The sequence below is a fragment of the Variovorax sp. W1I1 genome (genome assembly GCF_030815625.1).
Taxonomy (GTDB): domain Bacteria; phylum Pseudomonadota; class Gammaproteobacteria; order Burkholderiales; family Burkholderiaceae_C; genus Variovorax; species Variovorax paradoxus_C.
Genome location: NZ_JAUSWZ010000001.1, coordinates 4,662,444 through 4,679,117 on the forward strand (window position 1 = coordinate 4,662,444; position 16,674 = coordinate 4,679,117).

At 67.7% G+C, this 16,674-nt stretch carries 17 protein-coding genes; 15 read left to right on the forward strand and 2 right to left on the reverse strand.

The genetic code is table 11. From position 1 onward, the window contains the following. Positions 1-42 precede the first annotated feature (42 nt). Complete coding sequence (locus QFZ83_RS21885) at positions 43-846, forward strand: SDR family oxidoreductase (protein ID WP_307510030.1); 804 nt, start codon at positions 43-45, stop codon at positions 844-846. On the opposite strand, the gene QFZ83_RS21890 is transcribed toward QFZ83_RS21885, so the two are convergent. Together QFZ83_RS21890 and QFZ83_RS21895 are read right to left on the reverse strand one after the other, a co-directional pair. Beyond that, positions 828-1,478 carry a TetR/AcrR family transcriptional regulator gene (locus QFZ83_RS21890; protein WP_307510033.1) on the reverse strand — a complete coding sequence of 217 codons (651 nt, stop codon included), beginning with the start codon at positions 1,476-1,478 and terminating at the stop codon, positions 828-830. The two genes, QFZ83_RS21885 and QFZ83_RS21890, sit on opposite strands and share 19 nt — an antisense overlap. A gap of 67 nt (positions 1,479-1,545) precedes the next feature. Further along, on the reverse strand, positions 1,546-2,148 hold the full coding sequence (locus QFZ83_RS21895) for a phenylacetic acid degradation protein PaaY (protein ID WP_307510036.1): 603 nt from the start codon (positions 2,146-2,148) through the stop codon (positions 1,546-1,548). Positions 2,149-2,299: 151 nt separating this feature from the next. Between QFZ83_RS21895 and QFZ83_RS21900 the strand changes: the two genes are divergently transcribed. The 14 genes from QFZ83_RS21900 (at position 2,300) to QFZ83_RS21965 (ending at position 16,665) form a co-directional block, all read left to right on the forward strand. Next, the gene (locus QFZ83_RS21900) at positions 2,300-3,103 is read left to right on the forward strand and encodes an enoyl-CoA hydratase-related protein (RefSeq protein ID WP_307510039.1); all 804 of its coding nucleotides are present in this window, start codon (positions 2,300-2,302) and stop codon (positions 3,101-3,103) included. 3 nt (positions 3,104-3,106) lie between these two features. Continuing rightward, positions 3,107-3,559: a hydroxyphenylacetyl-CoA thioesterase PaaI gene (gene paaI / locus QFZ83_RS21905; RefSeq protein WP_307510042.1), complete on the forward strand. Its 453-nt coding sequence runs from the start codon at positions 3,107-3,109 to the stop codon at positions 3,557-3,559. A 22-nt stretch (positions 3,560-3,581) separates the two neighbouring features. Continuing rightward, complete coding sequence (gene paaK / locus QFZ83_RS21910) at positions 3,582-4,892, forward strand: phenylacetate--CoA ligase PaaK (protein ID WP_307510044.1); 1,311 nt, start codon at positions 3,582-3,584, stop codon at positions 4,890-4,892. 27 nt (positions 4,893-4,919) lie between these two features. Next, the gene (gene paaA / locus QFZ83_RS21915) at positions 4,920-5,927 is read left to right on the forward strand and encodes a 1,2-phenylacetyl-CoA epoxidase subunit PaaA (RefSeq protein WP_013539789.1); all 1,008 of its coding nucleotides are present in this window, start codon (positions 4,920-4,922) and stop codon (positions 5,925-5,927) included. Then, on the forward strand, positions 5,924-6,223 hold the full coding sequence (paaB, locus tag QFZ83_RS21920; protein ID WP_013539788.1) for a 1,2-phenylacetyl-CoA epoxidase subunit PaaB: 300 nt from the start codon (positions 5,924-5,926) through the stop codon (positions 6,221-6,223). Before paaA ends, paaB begins: the two co-directional genes overlap by 4 nt. A 21-nt stretch (positions 6,224-6,244) precedes the next feature. Beyond that, the gene (paaC, locus tag QFZ83_RS21925; RefSeq protein ID WP_307510049.1) at positions 6,245-7,024 is read left to right on the forward strand and encodes a 1,2-phenylacetyl-CoA epoxidase subunit PaaC; all 780 of its coding nucleotides are present in this window, start codon (positions 6,245-6,247) and stop codon (positions 7,022-7,024) included. Between the two features lie 11 nt (positions 7,025-7,035). After that, a complete protein-coding gene (gene paaD / locus QFZ83_RS21930; protein WP_307512791.1) occupies positions 7,036-7,554 on the forward strand; it encodes a 1,2-phenylacetyl-CoA epoxidase subunit PaaD in 519 nt (172 codons plus the stop codon). 13 nt (positions 7,555-7,567) lie between these two features. After that, entirely contained in the window at positions 7,568-8,662 is a 1,095-nt protein-coding gene (gene paaE, locus QFZ83_RS21935) for a 1,2-phenylacetyl-CoA epoxidase subunit PaaE (RefSeq protein ID WP_307510051.1), read from the forward strand. A 44-nt stretch (positions 8,663-8,706) separates the two neighbouring features. Next, on the forward strand, positions 8,707-9,855 hold the full coding sequence (locus QFZ83_RS21940) for an ABC transporter substrate-binding protein (protein WP_306880085.1): 1,149 nt from the start codon (positions 8,707-8,709) through the stop codon (positions 9,853-9,855). Positions 9,856-10,036: 181 nt separating this feature from the next. Beyond that, complete coding sequence (locus QFZ83_RS21945; RefSeq protein WP_307510054.1) at positions 10,037-11,065, forward strand: branched-chain amino acid ABC transporter permease; 1,029 nt, start codon at positions 10,037-10,039, stop codon at positions 11,063-11,065. Beyond that, on the forward strand, positions 11,062-12,963 hold the full coding sequence (locus tag QFZ83_RS21950) for a branched-chain amino acid ABC transporter ATP-binding protein/permease (protein ID WP_307510057.1): 1,902 nt from the start codon (positions 11,062-11,064) through the stop codon (positions 12,961-12,963). Before QFZ83_RS21945 ends, QFZ83_RS21950 begins: the two co-directional genes overlap by 4 nt. After that, positions 12,960-13,691, forward strand: a complete 732-nt coding sequence (locus QFZ83_RS21955) for an ABC transporter ATP-binding protein (protein ID WP_307510060.1) — start codon at positions 12,960-12,962, stop codon at positions 13,689-13,691. Before QFZ83_RS21950 ends, QFZ83_RS21955 begins: the two co-directional genes overlap by 4 nt. A 164-nt stretch (positions 13,692-13,855) precedes the next feature. Next, positions 13,856-15,907, forward strand: a complete 2,052-nt coding sequence (gene paaZ, locus QFZ83_RS21960) for a phenylacetic acid degradation bifunctional protein PaaZ (RefSeq protein ID WP_307510064.1) — start codon at positions 13,856-13,858, stop codon at positions 15,905-15,907. Further along, positions 15,907-16,665 (forward strand): SDR family NAD(P)-dependent oxidoreductase, encoded by a 759-nt coding sequence (locus QFZ83_RS21965; protein WP_307510066.1) that lies wholly within the window; start codon positions 15,907-15,909, stop codon positions 16,663-16,665. Before paaZ ends, QFZ83_RS21965 begins: the two co-directional genes overlap by 1 nt. Positions 16,666-16,674: the final 9 nt, after the last annotated feature.

Below are 16,674 nucleotides of genomic sequence, written 5' to 3' on the forward strand. Positions count from 1 at the left end.
TTGAGCCACAACCCGTTGAACCAACTCTTGAATGGAATCGAAATGAGCGAACAAGCAACCCTCGGCACCGCCGTCGTCACAGGCGCATCGGCCGGCCTCGGCAAGATCTACGCGGACCGCCTGGCCCGCCGCGGCCACGACCTCGTGCTGGTGGCACGCCGCGCCGACCTGCTGGAAGAAGTCGCGACCGCCCTGCGCGCCAAGTACGGCGTGAAGGTGCAGACACTGGCGGCCGATCTGGCCGTTGCCAGCGACCTCGAGCGCGTCGTCAAGGCTGTGTCCACCGACGCGTCGATCACGCTGCTGGTCAACAACGCCGGCGTCTCGACGCTCGCGCCCGTCGCGCAGACCACGGCCGCGCAACTGCAGAGCATGCTCGACGTGAACATCAACGCCCTCGCGCACCTGAGCCATACCGCGCTCGCCGCCTTCAAGTCGCGCGACCGCGGCACGCTGGTGAACATCGGCTCGGTGCTGGGCTTTCACACGCTGCCGATCAGCAGCATCTACAGCGGCACCAAGGCCTTCGTGGTCGCGTTCACGCGCGGGCTGCAGGACGAAGTGGCGGGCACCGGCGTGAAGGTGCAACTGGTGTTGCCGGCGGCGACGGCCACCGACATCTGGGAACTCTCGGGCGTGCCGATGTCTGCGCTGGCCGAAGGCACGATCATGGCCGCCGAAGACTGTGTGGACGCGGCCCTGGCCGGCCTCGACCTGGGCGAGCCGATCACCCTGCCCTCGGTGAACGATGCGGCCCTGCTCGCGACTTTTGTCGATGCAAGCGCCAAGCTGTTCGGCGCCTCGCAGACCAGCAAGCCGGCCGCGCGCTACTTGAAGGCGGCCTGATCGGGCTCGGCCTCGGCCTTGATCGCCGCGTAGTCCGGCGACTTCACAGCGCCGATGCCTCCGAGGAAGAGATCGGCCACGATCGGGGCAATCGCCGCGTGGTCGAGCTTTCCGGTGGGCTTCATCCAGGTGAACATCCAGTTAATCATGCCGAACAGCAGCATGGTCAGTGGCTTGGCGAGGTCGTCACTCGGCGCGCCGGGCCGCAGCGCCGACACCGCGCGCGCAAAGCCCGCGACCACCTCGCGCTCCTTGTCGAGCACGCGTTCGCGGTCTTCCTCTTCGAGAAAGCGCACGTCGTCGGTGAGCACACGGTGCGCGTCCTGCGCGCCGGCGTATTCCTCGACGATGCGGTAGATGAAGCGGCGAAGGCGCTGCTCGTCCGTGTGCGTCGAGGCCTCTTCCTCTGCTACCAGCGCCGCCAGCTTCGACACGTGCGTCTCGGCGATGCTGATGAGGAGGCTGCTCTTGTCCTTGTAGTAGTGATAGAGCGTGGCCTTCGAGAGGTTGCACGCCTCGGCCACCTGGTTCATCGACGTGGCGGGATAACCCCGGCGCGCGAACAGCTGGGCGGCCTGCGCGAGGATCAGCTCGCGCTGGTCGTCGTAGGTGGCGGATCTTCCACGCGGCATCGGGTCGGGTTCCTTGGATTCAAGCGGTTGGGGACAACGCGCGATCTTGCATGAAGCACACGGCGAGTCAGCCGCGCCGCTTGGCGATGAGCGAACGCACATCGATGGCCGGCAGGCGCGGGCGGTCCGCTTCCATCTCGGCCAGCGGCGCCACTTCGCGCAGGCTCTCGAGGCTGCGCACCGTGAGCGCCTGGTAGACGTGCGTGCCTTCGAGCTTCCAGGCGATCTCGTCGTCGCTGAGCTCGCGTTTCACCTTCGCCGGAATGCCCGACACCAGCGAGCGCGCCGGGACCTTCATGCCGGCCGGAACGAAGGCGCAGGCCGCGACGATGGCCTTCTCGCCGATCTCGGCCTCGTCCATCACCACCGCGTTCATGCCCACCAGCGCATCGCGCCGCACGATGCAGCTGTGCAGGATCGCGCCGTGGCCGATGTGGCCGTTGACCTCCACCACCGTGTCGTTGTCGGGAAAGCCGTGGATGCAGCAGTGGTCCTGCACATTGGAGCCCTCCTCCAGCACGATGCGGCCGAAGTCGCCGCGCAGGCTCGCCAAGGGGCCGACATAACAGTTGGGGCCGACGATCACGTCGCCGATCAGCACGGCGCTGGGGTGCACGTAGGCGCTCGGGTCGACGACGGGAATCACGCCGTCGATGGAATAGCTGGGCATTCGGTCGGTCTCCTTTTTTTGGGGGGACTCAGGGTTTGCCCTGAATCGACCCGCTTGTGCCGGGATTGCGGTCAATCCTAAAATCAACCGAACGGTCGGTCAATAGTGTTTACTAGCCGATTCGTACCCACACAAGGATGAAAGACACGCCATGTCGGAACCTTTAGTTCTCGTTAGCAACGCCGGTGCCGTCCGCACGCTGAGCCTCAACCGCCCCGCGGCGCTCAACAGCTTCACGACCGGGCTGCATGCCGAATTGATGGCGGCGCTCGAATCGGCGGCCAGGGACGACAGCGTGCGCTGCGTCGTGCTCACCGGTGCCGGCCGTGCCTTCTGCGCCGGGCAAGACCTCGCCGATCCGTCGGTCGCTCCCGACCCCACACCCGGCGCGGCGCCCAAGGACCTGGGCCACGTCATCTCCACTTACTACGCCCCGCTGGTCGCGCGCCTGCGCTCGATGCCGGTGCCGGTTGTCGCCGCCGTGAACGGCGTTGCCGCCGGAGCGGGCGCCAACCTCGCGCTGTGCTGCGACCTCGTCGTGGCCGGCCGCTCGGCCAGCTTCATCCAGGCCTTCACCAAGATCGGCCTCGTGCCCGACACCGGCGGCACCTGGCTCTTGCCACGCCTCGTGGGCTCGGCGCGCGCGCTAGGCATCGCGATGCTCGGCGACAAGCTCCCTGCGGAAGAAGCCGCGCGCATCGGCCTGATCTGGCAGTGCGTAGACGACGCGGCATTGGCCGACACGGCCGCCGCACTCGCATCCAAGCTCGCCGCGATGCCGACCCGCGCCCTCGTCGCGACCCGCCAGGCGATGGCTGCTGCGCAGGACTTGGACCTCGACGCGGCGCTCGCCGAAGAAGCCCGCATCCAGCGCGAGATGGGCAACGCCAACGACTACCGCGAAGGCGTCGAAGCCTTCCGCGCCAAGCGCGCGCCCGTTTTCAAGGACCGCTGAGTCATGACCGAACCCACCCGCACACCGCAGCAGACGGCCGAGTACGTCCGCGACGGCATGCTCGCCAACGACAACGCCACCAAGGGCCTGGACATGCGCATCGTCGAGGTCGGCCCCGGCCAGGCCACCATAGAGATGCGCGTTCGCCCCGACATGCTCAACGGCCACGCCACCTGCCATGGCGGCTTCATGGCCACGCTGGCCGACTCGACCTTCGCCTTCGCCTGCAACTCGTACAACGAGCTGACCGTGGCCTCGGGCTTCTCGATCGACTTCATCGCCCCCGCGCGCGAAGGCGATGTGCTCACCGCGCGCTGCCACGAGGTCTCCAAGGCCGGCCGCACCGGCGTGTACGACACCGAAATCACCAACCAGCGCGGCGAGCGCATCGCGATGTTCCGCGGCCGTTCGTACACCGCCAAGGGCCGCCCCGCCGTTCCTGCCGTCCCTGCCTGAACGAAGAGACAAGAAGACCACCATGACCGCCCGACACCCCGCCCCCGGCGAACTCGACCTTATCGAAACCGCGAGCCGCGACGAGATCACGGCTCTGCAACTCACGCGCCTGCGCGCCACGCTGCAGCGCGCCTACGACAACGTGCCGCACTACCGCAAGGCCTTCGATGCGAAGGGCGTGCACCCCGACGATCTGAAGTCGCTCGCCGACCTGTCGAGGTTTCCGTTCACGGTGAAGAGCGACCTGCGCGACAACTACCCCTTCGGCATGTTCGCCGTGCCGCGCGAAAACGTGGCGCGCATCCATGCCTCGTCGGGCACCACCGGCAAGCCGACGGTGGTCGGCTACACGCTGAAAGACATCGACACCTGGGCCGATCTCGTCGCCCGCTCCATCCGCGCAGCGGGCGGACGGCCCGGCGACATGGTGCATGTGTCGTACGGCTACGGCCTCTTCACCGGGGGCCTCGGCGCGCACTACGGCGCCGAGCGCGCGGGCTGCACCGTCATTCCGATGTCGGGGGGGCAGACCGAGAAGCAGGTGCAGATCATCCAGGACTTCAAGCCGAACATCATCATGGTCACGCCCAGCTACATGCAGGTGATCATCGAGCAGTTCGAGCGCCAGGGCCTCGACGCGAAAGACAGCTCGCTGAAGATCGGCATCTTCGGCGCCGAGCCGTGGACCGAGGCGATGCGCCGCGACATCGAGGCCAAGGCCGGCATCGACGCGGTCGACATCTACGGCCTCTCCGAAGTGATGGGCCCCGGCGTCGCGAGCGAATGCGTCGAGAGCAAGGACGGCCCGGTGATCTGGGAAGACCACTTCTATCCCGAGATCATCGACCCCGAAACCGGCGAGCTGAAAGCCGACGGCGAAGAAGGCGAACTGGTCTTCACGTCGCTGAGCAAAGAGGCGATGCCGATCATTCGCTACCGCACACGGGACCTCACGCGCCTGTTGCCGCCCACCTCGCGTTCGTTCCGCCGCATGGGCAAGATCGTCGGGCGCAGCGACGACATGATGATCATCCGCGGCGTGAACGTCTTCCCCACGCAGGTCGAGGAGATCGTGCTCGCGCACAAGAGCCTGTCGGGCCTCTACCAGGTGCACGTGAGCCGTGTCGACAAGCTCGACCAGGTCGAGGTCCACTGCGAACTCAACCCCGCCGACGCCGCCTCGGCCGACCGCACCGCCGTCGGCGAATGGGTGCAGCACCGCGTGAAGACGCTCATCGGCATTTCGACGCGCGTGGTGGTTCACGCGCCTGACGAGATGGAACGCACACAGACCGGCAAGGCACGCCGCGTGATCGACACGCGCCCGCGCTGAATCCCCCACACACGAAAGGACACGCACATGTACACCCAGGCCATGGACACCATGGGCAAGGACGCAGGCGACGGCAAGAAGGCCGTGCGTTCCGCCGACGAGATGCGGCTCGAGGAGCGCTTCGACGCGCAGATCGACGCCGGCGAATTCATCGAGGCGAAGGACTGGATGCCCGAGCACTACCGCAAGACGCTGGTGCGGCAGATCAGCCAGCACGCGCACTCCGAAATCGTCGGCATGCTGCCCGAGGGCAACTGGATCAGCCGCGCGCCGACGTTGAAGCGCAAGGCGATCCTCCTGGCCAAGGTGCAGGACGAAGGCGGCCACGGGCTCTACCTGTATGCCGCCGCCGAGACACTGGGCACCTCGCGCGACCAGATGTTCGATGCGCTGCACAGCGGCAAGGCCAAGTACAGCTCGATCTTCAACTACCCCACCCTCACCTGGGCCGACATGGGCACCATCGGCTGGCTGGTCGACGGCGCGGCCATCATGAACCAGGTGCCGATCTGCCGCTGCTCGTATGCACCGTATGCGCGCGCCATGATCCGCATCTGCCGCGAGGAGAGCTTTCACCAGCGCCAGGGCTACGAGGCCCTGCTCACCATGATGACCCACGGCACCGACGCGCAGAAGGCGATGGTGCAGGACGCGGTCAACCGCTGGTGGTGGCCCTCGATCATGATGTTCGGCCCGCCCGACGACCAATCGCCCAACAGCGCGCAATCGATGCGCTGGGGCATCAAGCGCTTCAGCAACGACGAGTTGCGCCAGAAGTTCATCGACGCCGCCGTCGAACAGGCCGCCATCCTCGGCGTGACCCTGCCCGACCCCGATCTCAAGTGGAACGAAGAGCGCCAGGCGCACGACTTCGGCGCCATCGACTGGAGCGAGTTCTGGCGCGTGGTGGGCGGCGACGGCCCCTGCAACCGCGAGCGCCTGCAGGCGCGCGTCGACGCCTGGGAAGACGGCGAATGGGTCCGCGAAGCCGCGATGGCCCACGCCAACAAACAACCGATGAAGGAGGCCGCATGAGCGCCGATACAACCAAACAAGAGTGGCCCCTGTGGGAAGTGTTCGTGCGCAGCAAGGCGGGCCTGGACCACAAGCACTGCGGCAGCCTGCACGCGGCCGATTCGAAGATGGCGATCCAGATGGCGCGCGACGTGTACACGCGCCGCCAGGAAGGCAGCAGCATCTGGGTGGTGCGCTCCGAGCAGATCGTGGCGAGCGACCCGGGCGAGAAGGACATGTACTTCGATCCGGCCGAAGACAAGGTCTACCGCCATCCGACCTTCTACGCGCTGCCCAAGTCCGTGGACCACATGTGAGCGGCCATTGACGGGACCACCATGCAAGCATCGATCGAACTGAACCGCACGCCCGCCGTGCAATACCTGCTGCGCATCGGCGACACCTGCTTGGTGCTCTCGCAGCGCCTGGGCGAATGGTGCGGCCATGCGCCCGTGCTGGAAGAAGACATCGCGATGGCCAACATCGCGCTCGACCTCGTCGGCCAGGCCCGCGCGCTGCTCACGCATGCCGGCAAGCTCGAGGGCGTTGGCCGCGCGCACGACGAAGACCAGCTCGCCTACCTGCGCGACGAACGCGACTACTTCAACCTCACGCTGGTCGAGCTGCCGCGCGGCGACTTCGCTTTCGCCGTGCTGCGCAACACCATGGTCGCCACGCTGCTCAAGCTGCTGTGGCAGCGTCTCGCGGCATCGAGCGATGCGGAAGTGGCCGCCATCGCCGGCAAGGCGGTGAAGGAAGCGCGCTACCACCAGCAGCACTCGGCCGACTGGGTCGTGCGCCTGGGCGACGGCACCGATGAATCGCGCCGCCGCACCGAGAAGGCGTTGAAGCAGCTCTGGCTCTATGTGCCTGAACTCTTCGAGAGCGACGCAGTGGACGCTGAAGCCAGCGCCAGCGGCCTCGGCCCCGCATGGAGCGAACTGCGCGAGCCGTGGCACGCCGAGATGCAGCAGGTGCTCGATGCGGCTGGCCTCCCGATGCCCAAGGAGGCCGCCTTCCGCAGCACGGGCAAGCAGGGCGTGCACAGCGAGCACATGGGCTACATCCTCACGGAAATGCAGCACCTGCAGCGCAGCTTTCCCGGAGGCGTGTGGTGACTGCAGACGCGATGACCGCTTCGCGCATCGATGCGGCGTGGGCCGTTCTGCACACCGTGCTCGACCCCGAAGTGCCGGCCGTGTCGGTCTGCGACCTGGGCATCGTGCGCGAAGTGATCGAGCACGACGACGGGCTGGAGATCGTGCTCACGCCGACGTACTCCGGCTGCCCCGCGACCGAAGCCATCGAGCACGACGTGCTGGCCGCCATCGAGCAGGCCGGCCTCGGCCGTGCACGCGCAACGCTGCGCCGCGCGCCTGCATGGACGAGCGACTGGATCAGCGACGAAGGCCGCGCCAAGCTCAAGGCCTACGGCATCGCGCCGCCGGCGCACCTCACACCCGAAGTCGCCGCCAACACCGCGATGCCGATCAAGCTCTTCGGCCGCATCGCCGGCGAACGCATCGCCTGCCCGCGCTGCGCGAGCGAGCGCACCGAACGCCTCTCGGCCTTCGGCTCCACCGCCTGCAAGGCCCTGTACCGCTGCATGGCCTGCCGCGAGCCTTTCGAACACTTCAAGCCAATCTGAGACATCCCCCACGATGAGCACCCTCTTCCACCCCCTGCGCGTGAAGGCCATCGAGCCCGACACGCACGAGGCCGTCATCGTCTCGTTCGAGGTGCCGGTCGACCTGCAGGAAGTCTTCGGCTTCACGCAGGGCCAGTACCTCACGCTGCGCCACGACATCGACGGCCAGGACCTGCGCCGCTCCTATTCGATCTGCGCGGGCCTGGACGACGGCGAGCTGCGCGTCGGCGTGCGCAAGGTGCGCGGCGGCGTGTTCTCCAACTGGATCAACGCGAACCTGCAGCCCGGCGACACCCTGCAGGTGATGGCACCGCAGGGCCGCTTCTTCGTGCCGATCGAGCCGGCCTCGGCCCGGCACCACGTCGGCATCGCGGGCGGCAGCGGCATCACGCCGATCCTCTCGATCATGAAGACGGTGCTGGCGCGCGAACCAGCGAGCCGCTTCACGCTGATCTATGGCAACCGGCAGCTTCAGTCCACGATGTTCAAGGAAGAGATCGAGGACCTGAAGAACCGCTACATGACGCGCCTCGTGCTGCTGCACGTGTTCTCCGACGAGCACACCGATTCGCCGCTGGGCTTCGGCGTGATGAACCGCGAGAAGATCGGCGAGTTCCTGCAGTCGGTGGTGCCGGCCAAGCGCATCGACCACGTGTACGTGTGCGGCCCGTTCCAGATGAACGACGAGGCCGAGGCCGCGCTGCTTGCAGCCGGCGTGCCCGAGGACCGCATCCACATCGAGCGCTTCGGCGTGGCCCTGCCCTCGACGTCCTCCTCCGGGCAGGTTGGCGCCGTGGTGCACGAGCCGCAGCCCGGCGACGCCAAGCAGGCCCGCATCACCATCGTGCGCGACGGCCTGCAGCGCGAGATCACCTTCACCGAAGGCCAGCCCAGCATCCTCGATGCGGCATCCGCGGCCGGGCTCGAAGTGCCGTTCTCGTGCACCTCCGGCGTGTGCGGCACCTGCCGCGCGAAGTGCGTGGACGGGGAAGTCCGCATGGAAAGAAACTTCGCGCTCGACAAGAATGAAGTGGCCGCCGGGTTCGTGCTGACCTGCCAGGCCCATCCCCTCACCGACCGTGTCACCTTGTCCTTCGACGAGCGTTGACACCTCGGTCAAACAACGATTTTTCAACCCGGAGACAAGACCCAATGAAATTCTTCTTCCAGCCCCTTCTGATCGCCGCGCTGTGCGCCACCGCCGCCGCGGCGTGGGCCGACGTCAATGTCGGCGTGACGGTGTCGGCCACCGGCCCGGCCGCCTCGCTAGGCATTCCCGAGAAGAACACCATCGCGCTGATGCCCAAGACCATCGGCGGCCAGAAGATCAACTACATCGTGCTGGACGATGCCTCCGACACCACCGCGGCCGTGGCCAACACCCGCAAGCTGATCGCCGAGAACAAGGTCGACATCGTGCTGGGCTCCACCACCACGCCCAACTCGCTCGCGATGATCGACGTGGTGAGCGAAGCCAAGGTGCCCATGATCTCCATCGCCGCCTCGGCCCGCATCATCGAGCCGATGGATGCGAAGAAGAAGTGGGTCTTCAAGACGCCGCAGAACGACATCATGATGTCCCTCGCCATCGCCGAGCACATGGCGGCCAACGGCGTGAAGACGGTCGCCTACATCGGCTTCTCCGATGCGTATGGCGAAGGCTGGTCGGAAGAATTCGCCAAGGCCGCGGCGCTCAAGAAGATCACCGTGGTCGCCAACGAGCGCTTCTCGCGCAGCGACACCTCGGTGACCGGCCAGGCGCTGAAGATCATGGCCGCCAAGCCCGACGCCGTGCTGGTCGGGGGCTCGGGCACGCCCGCCGCACTGCCGCAGAAGACGCTCAAGGAGCGCGGCTACACCGGCAAGATGTACCAGACGCACGGCGTGGCGAATTCCGACTTCCTGCGCGTGGGCGGCAAGGATGTGGAAGGCACCTTCCTGCCCGCAGGCCCCGTGCTCGTGGCCGCCCAGCTGCCTGCCGACAACCCGGTGAAGAAGTCCGCGCTGGCCTACGTGACGGCCTATGAAGCGGCCAACGGCAAGGGCACCGTGTCGACCTTCGGCGCGCATGCATGGGACGCGGGCCTCTTGATGACCTCCGCAGTTCCGGTCGCGCTGAAGAAGGCGCAGCCGGGCACGCCGGAGTTCCGCGCGGCGTTGCGCGATGCGCTGGAACAGGTCAAGGAAGTGTCGGGCGCGCATGGCGTGTTCAGCATGACCGAGAAGGACCACCTGGGCCTGGACCAACGCGCGCGCGTGATGGTGAAGATCGAGAACGGCGCCTGGAAATACCAGCCTTGATGTCTTGACCTTGCTCCCTTCCCCTCCGGGGGAGGGCAGGGGTGGGGGCACGACGGCACACGGCAAGGCACTGCGCCGAACAAGGGCCGCTTGCCCCCATCCCAACCTTCCCCAAGAGGGGGAAGGAGCCATACGGTGCAGCGACTGATTCGATAAACGGGCCAAGCCCGAAGGTTTTCTTATGGATTTGCAGATCGCCCTGTTGTTGGGGCAGGACGGCATCGTCAACGGTGCCGTCTACGGATTGATGGCGCTCGCCCTCGTGCTGGTGTTCTCGGTCACGCGCGTCATCTTCATTCCCCAGGGCGAGTTCGTCGCCTTCGGGGCGCTCTCGATGGCGATGCTGCAGGCCGGCCGCGTTCCGGCCACGCTGTGGCTCTTGCTTGCGCTCGCGGTAACGGTGCTGATCGTAGAGTTCTGGCGCTGGAAGCGCGGCGCGGTGGTCGACTGGGCCTCGGCGCTCGCCTGGTGCGTGGTGCTGCCGCTGGCCGCCGCCGCACTGGTGCTGCTGCTCAAGCCGACCTCGATGGCGGGTCAGACACTCACCACGCTCGTCCTCATCACGCCGCTCGGCCCGCTGCTCTACCGCCTGGCCTATCGGCCGCTGGCGGATGCCAACGTGCTGATGCTGCTGATCGTCTCGGTCGCGCTGCACGGCGTGCTCGTGGGCTTGGGCCTGCTCTTCTTCGGCGCCGAGGGTTCGCGCACCACGGCCTTCTCCGATGCGCGCTTCGACATCGGCGGCATCCCGGTCAGCGGGCAATCGCTGGTGGTCGTCGGTGTCACGCTGCTGCTGGTGATCGCGATGTTCCTGTTCTTCGGACGCTCGATGGTCGGCAAGGCATTGCGCGCGACCGCCATCAACCGCGTCGGCGCGCGGCTCTCGGGCATTCCGACCGAACTCTCGGGTGACTTGAGCTTCGCGCTCGCGGCGCTCATCGGCGCGGTGTCGGGCCTGCTCATCGCACCGCTCACCACCGTGTACTACGACACCGGCTTCCTCATTGGCCTCAAGGGCTTCGTCGCGGCCATCGTCGGCGGGCTCGCGAGCTATCCGCTGGCGCTGGTCGGCGCGCTGCTGGTCGGGCAGCTCGAAGCCTTCGCCTCTTTCTGGGCCAGCCCGTTCAAGGAAGTGCTGGTCTTCACTTTGATCATTCCCGTGCTGTGGTGGCGTTCGCTGCGCAGCCATCATGTGGAGGACGAGGAATGAGCTCGCCATCCAACAACATCGCCGTCAACGCGCCACCCGCCGGCAAGCCGCTGGTCACGCCGCGCCAACTCACGCTGGTCTTGGTCGTCGCGCTCGCGCTGGCATGGGGCTTCCTGCCCGAGTTCACCGTGTCCGTGCTGAGCAACATCGGGCTCTATGCGCTGGTCGCCGCGGGGCTGGTGATGCTCACCGGCGTGGGCGGCATGACCTCGTTCGGCCAGGCTGCGTTCGTCGGCATGGGCGCGTACGCCACGGCGTGGATCTGCACATCGCCTACCGCCGCCGCATGGATGGGCGGCGCGGTGAGCCCCGCGCTGCTGCCGTGGGCGGGCCTCGCATTGGGCCTGGTCTTCACCTTCGCGCTCGCCTGGGCGCTGGGTGCGGTCACGCTCAAGCTGCAGGGCCACTACCTGCCGCTGTGCACCATCGCCTGGGGCCTGAGCCTTTACTACCTGTTCGGCAACATGGAGTTCCTGGGCGGGCAGACCGGCATCACCGGCGTGCCGCCGCTGGTGGTTGCCGGCGTGTCGCTCGCCACGCCGCGTGCCTTGGGCGTGGTGATCTGGGGCGTGCTGCTGCTCGCGCTGTGGGCGATGCACAACCTCCTCGATTCCCGCGAAGGCCGCGCCATTCGCGCGCTCAAGGGCGGGCGGCTGATGGCCGAGTCGATGGGCGTGGATACCGCGCGCCACCGCATCAAGCTCTTCGTGCTGGCCGCGCTGCTCGCGGCAGTGTCGGGCTGGCTCTATGCGCACCTGCAGCGCTTCGTGAACCCCACGCCCTTCAATCTGAACATCGGCATCGAGCTCCTGTTCATGGCGGTAGTCGGCGGCGCGGGTCACCTGTGGGGCGCGGTGCTCGGCGCGGCGCTCATCACGCTGCTGAAGGAAAAGCTGCAGGACGTGCTGCCCGCGCTGCTGGGCACGAGCGGCAACTTCGAGGTGATCGTGTTCGGCCTCCTGATGCTCTTCGTGCTGCAGCGTTTTGCCGACGGGCTCTGGCCCACGCTCTCGCGGCTCGCGAGCCGATGGGTGCGCAACGAGGCGCCGAAGGCTGCGCTCGCGGCGTCGAAGGCCGCGCCTGCGCAACTCGCTCAGCGCACGCTGCCCGCATCGGGCGAACTGCTGCTCGAAGCCAGCGACGTGAGCAAGCGTTTCGGCGGCCTCGTCGCCAACAACGCGATCTCGATGACGCTGAAGGCCGGCGAAATCCATGCGCTGATCGGACCGAACGGCGCGGGCAAGAGCACCTTCTTCAACATGATCTCGGGCGTGGACGACCCGAGCTCGGGCGTGGTGCGGCTCTCCGGCCAGTCGATGGCGACCAAGCCTTCGCGTGCCTTCGCCGCGCTCGGCCTCGGCCGCACCTTCCAGCACGTGCGCCTGCTCGGGCAGCGCAGCGTGGTCGAGAACGTCGCGCTTGGCGCCCACCTGCGCGCCAAGCGCGGCTGGCTCGCCGCGATGCTGCGGCTGGACCGTGCCGAAGAAGCGGCGCTGATGGCCGAAGCCCGCCGCCAGATCGAACGCTGCGGCCTCGGCGCGCATGCCGACACGCCGGCCGCATCGCTCTCGCTGGGCCAGCAGCGTGTGGTCGAAATCGCACGCGCCCTCGCCGGTCAGCCTTCGGTGCTGCTGCTCGACGAACCCGCCGCAGGCCTGCGCCACCTGGAAAAGCGCGCGCTCTCCGTGCTGCTGAGCCAGCTGCGCGCCGAGGGCCTGGGCATCCTCGTGGTGGAGCACGACATGGAATTCGTGATGAACCTGGCCGACCGCATCACGGTGCTGGAGTTCGGCACCGTCATCGCCACGGGAACGCCGGCCGAAGTGCAGGCCAATCCGCGCGTGCTCGAGGCCTACCTCGGCGGCGCCGACGACGAACTGCTGGAAGACGCACGATGAGCCACCCCCTGCTTCAACTGGATGACTTCTGCGTCGCCTACCGCACCGTCGAGGCGGTGCACAGCGTGCGCCTGCATGTGAACGAAGGCGAGATCGTCACCGTCATCGGCCCCAACGGCGCGGGCAAGACCACGCTCTTGTGCGCGGCGATGGGCCTTCTGCCCTCCACCGGCGCGCTCACGCTTTCCGGCGAACGCATCGCGCGCCCCGGCGTTGAGACCATGGTGGCGCGCGGCGTGGCGCTGGTGCCCGAGCGGCGTGAGCTGTTCGGCGAGATGTCGGTCGAAGACAACCTGCTGCTCGGCGGCTTCTACCAATGGCGCAAGGGCAAGCGCGACCAGCGCGCGCGCATGGAGGAAGTGTTCGAGATCTTCCCGCGCCTGCGCGAGCGCAAGCCGCAGCTGGCCTCCACGCTCTCGGGCGGCGAACGCCAGATGCTGGCCATCGGCCGTGCGCTGATGGCGCGCCCGCGCCTCCTGATGCTCGACGAACCCTCGCTTGGCCTCGCGCCGCTGGTCGTGCGCGAAGTGCTGCGCGTGGTCTCGCAACTGCGAAGCCATGGCGTCTCGGTGCTGCTCGTGGAGCAGAACGCGCGCGCCGCGCTGCAGGTGGCCGACCGGGCGTATGTGCTGGAGATGGGCGACGTGGCGCTGGAAGGCAATGCACGCGACCTGCTGCACGACCAAAGAATCATCGACACCTACCTGGGCATCGGCAACAAACACTGAACCCGCCTTGCTCTCCCGTCTTTCTCCCTCCCCTTCCGGGGGAGGGCTGGGGTGGGGGCACGACGGCATTTGATGAAGCACTGCGCCGAACGAACGCCGCTTGCCCCCATCCCAGCCTTCCCCCGGAAGGGGAAGGAGCCAATACAAAGCCAAAGGACACCTTCATGACCACCCTTCAAAGCTACATCGCCGGCCGCTGGATCGGCAAGGAAAGCGCGCAGCAACTGCGCAGCGCCATCAACGGCAAGCCCGTCGCGAGCACGCATGCCGAAGCCATCGACTTCGCCGAAGCGCTGCAGTACGCGCGCCGCACCGGCATTCCCGCGCTCATGAAGCTCGACTTCCAGCAGCGCGCCGAACGCCTGAAGGCGCTGGCCAAGTACCTCGCCGCGAACAAGGAAACGCTCTACGCGGTCTCGGCCCACACCGGTGCCACGCGCGCCGACAGCTGGATCGACATCGAAGGCGGCGCCGGCACGCTGAGCGCCTACGCCGGCATCGGCTCCAACGAGCTGCCTTCGGGCAACCTCGTGCATGAAGGCCCGGCCTTCCCGCTCGGCAAGAAGGGCGGCTTCGCGGGCACGCACATCCTCGTGCCGCGCGGCGGCGTGGCGGTGCACATCAACGCCTTCAACTTTCCGGTGTGGGGCCTGCTCGAGAAATTCGCGCCCAGTTTTCTCGCGGGCATGCCGTGCATCGGCAAACCCGCCTCGGCCACCAGCTACCTCACCGAGGCTGCAGTGCGCCTCATCGTGCAGTCGGGCATCCTCCCCGAGGGCAGCCTGCAACTGGTGATCGGCGGCACGGGCGACCTGCTCGACCGTCTCGAAGGACCGGACGTGGTCACCTTCACCGGTTCGGCCGACACCGCGGCCAAGCTGCGTGTGCATCCGAACATCGTTCGCCAGTCGATCCCGTTCAACGCCGAGGCCGACTCGCTCAACTGCGCGATTCTCGCGCCCGACGTGACGCCAGACGACGAGGAGTTCGATCTCTTCGTGAAGGAAGTGGCGCGCGAGATGACGACCAAGGCCGGCCAGAAGTGCACCGCGATCCGCCGCGCGATCGTGCCGCGCCAGCACCTCGATGCGGTGGCCGAGCGCCTGCGCGCGCGGCTCGCGAAAACGGTCATTGGCGATCCGTCGCGCGAAGAAGTGCGCATGGGCGCCCTCGCCTCGCACGCGCAGCAGGCCGATGTGGCCGAGCGCGTGGCCACGCTCCTGCAGGGCGCCGAGCTGGTCTACGGCGAGCGCGACGGCTTCTCGCCCGTGGGCGACGGCGTCGCCGAAGGCGCCTTCTTCGCGCCCACGCTGCTCTTGAGCCGCAAGCCCCTCGAACACGATGCGGCGCACGACGTCGAGGCCTTCGGCCCCGTCAGCACGCTTATGCCGTATGACGGCATCGACGAAGCCCTCGCGCTGGCCGCACGCGGCCGCGGCAGCCTCGTCGGCACGCTGGTCACGCGCGATCCGGCCATCGCGGCCAGGGCGATTCCGGTCGCTGCCGCATGGCATGGCCGCCTGCTGGTGCTCGACCGCGAAGCCGCCACCGAATCGACCGGCCACGGCTCGCCGCTGCCGCAACTCAAGCACGGCGGCCCCGGCCGCGCGGGCGGCGGCGAAGAGCTGGGCGGCCTGCGCGCGGTGAAGCACTACCTGCAGCGCGCCGCGGTGCAGGGCTCGCCGACGATGCTGGCCGCGATCACCGGCGAGCACGTGCGCGGTGCGGCCGTGCGCGAGAGCGAGGTGCATCCGTTCCGCAGCTACTTCGAAGACCTGCGCATCGGCGACTCGCTGCTCACCCACCGCCGCACCGTCGGCGAGGCCGACATCGTGGCCTTCGGCGGCATCTCGGGCGACTATTTCTACATGCACTTCGACGAAGTGGCGGCCAAGGAGTCGCCCTTCGGCAAGCGCATCGCGCACGGCTACTTCGTGCTGTCGGCGGCGGCGGGCCTGTTCGTCTCGCCCGCGCCGGGCCCGGTGCTCGCCAACTACGGCCTGGACACGCTGCGCTTCGTCAAGCCCGTGGGCATCGGCGACACCATCCGCGCGCGCCTCACCTGCAAGCGCAAGATCGACCGCAACAAGAAGGACGCGAGCGGCCAGGGCCAGGGCGTGGTGGCATGGGATGTCGAGGTGACGAACCAGGACGGCGATGTGGTGGCAAGCTACGACATCCTGACTCTCGTCTCCAAGAAACCGGAAGGAACCTGATGTTCGATCTCACAGGAAAAGTCGCGCTCGTCACCGGCGGCAACGGCGGCATCGGCCTCGGCATGGCGCAAGGCCTCGCGAAGGCCGGCGCGCGTGTCGTCGTCGCGGCGCGCAATGCACAGAAGTCGGCTGCCGCGGTCGAGGCGCTCAAGGCATTGGGCAGCGACAGCTTCGCGCTCGAACTCGACGTGACCAGCGAAGCGTCGGTGCAGAAGGCGTTCGACGAAGCCGTCGCGCGCTGCGGCCGGCTCGACATCCTCGTCAACAACGCCGGCACCACGGTGCGCAAGCCGGTCGACCAGCTCGCGCTCGCCGAATGGCACCAGGTGATGGACACCAACCTCACGAGCGCCTTCCTCTGCAGCCGCGCCGCGCATCCGCATCTTCAGCGCGCGGGCGGCGGCAAGATCATCAACATCGGCTCGATGATGTCGATCTTCGGCGCGCCCTATGCGCCGGCCTATGCCGCGAGCAAGGCGGGCATCGTGCAGCTCACCAAGTCGACCGCGCTCTCGTGGGCGGCCGACAACATCCAGGTCAACGCGATCCTGCCCGGCTGGTTCGAGACCGAACTCACCGACGGCGCGCGCAGCCAGATTCCGGGCCTGTACGACCGCGTGGTGGCCCGCGCCGCCGCCGGCCGCTGGGGCCAGCCGGCCGACATCGCCGGCACCGCGGTGTTCCTCGCGAGCCCCGCGTCGGACTACGTGACGGGCACGGCCATCCCGGTCGACGGCGGGTTTTCTATCTCTGGCTGAAGACGGGCG

Coding starts and splice junctions, on each gene's coding strand:
- QFZ83_RS21885 (WP_307510030.1), top strand. CDS start 43: ATGAGCGAACAAGCAACCCTCGGCACCGCCGTCGTCACAGGCGCATCG.
- QFZ83_RS21890 (WP_307510033.1), bottom strand. CDS start 1,478: ATGCCGCGTGGAAGATCCGCCACCTACGACGACCAGCGCGAGCTGATC.
- QFZ83_RS21895 (WP_307510036.1), bottom strand. CDS start 2,148: ATGCCCAGCTATTCCATCGACGGCGTGATTCCCGTCGTCGACCCGAGC.
- QFZ83_RS21900 (WP_307510039.1), top strand. CDS start 2,300: ATGTCGGAACCTTTAGTTCTCGTTAGCAACGCCGGTGCCGTCCGCACG.
- paaI (WP_307510042.1), top strand. CDS start 3,107: ATGACCGAACCCACCCGCACACCGCAGCAGACGGCCGAGTACGTCCGC.
- paaK (WP_307510044.1), top strand. CDS start 3,582: ATGACCGCCCGACACCCCGCCCCCGGCGAACTCGACCTTATCGAAACC.
- paaA (WP_013539789.1), top strand. CDS start 4,920: ATGTACACCCAGGCCATGGACACCATGGGCAAGGACGCAGGCGACGGC.
- paaB (WP_013539788.1), top strand. CDS start 5,924: ATGAGCGCCGATACAACCAAACAAGAGTGGCCCCTGTGGGAAGTGTTC.
- paaC (WP_307510049.1), top strand. CDS start 6,245: ATGCAAGCATCGATCGAACTGAACCGCACGCCCGCCGTGCAATACCTG.
- paaD (WP_307512791.1), top strand. CDS start 7,036: ATGACCGCTTCGCGCATCGATGCGGCGTGGGCCGTTCTGCACACCGTG.
- paaE (WP_307510051.1), top strand. CDS start 7,568: ATGAGCACCCTCTTCCACCCCCTGCGCGTGAAGGCCATCGAGCCCGAC.
- QFZ83_RS21940 (WP_306880085.1), top strand. CDS start 8,707: ATGAAATTCTTCTTCCAGCCCCTTCTGATCGCCGCGCTGTGCGCCACC.
- QFZ83_RS21945 (WP_307510054.1), top strand. CDS start 10,037: ATGGATTTGCAGATCGCCCTGTTGTTGGGGCAGGACGGCATCGTCAAC.
- QFZ83_RS21950 (WP_307510057.1), top strand. CDS start 11,062: ATGAGCTCGCCATCCAACAACATCGCCGTCAACGCGCCACCCGCCGGC.
- QFZ83_RS21955 (WP_307510060.1), top strand. CDS start 12,960: ATGAGCCACCCCCTGCTTCAACTGGATGACTTCTGCGTCGCCTACCGC.
- paaZ (WP_307510064.1), top strand. CDS start 13,856: ATGACCACCCTTCAAAGCTACATCGCCGGCCGCTGGATCGGCAAGGAA.
- QFZ83_RS21965 (WP_307510066.1), top strand. CDS start 15,907: ATGTTCGATCTCACAGGAAAAGTCGCGCTCGTCACCGGCGGCAACGGC.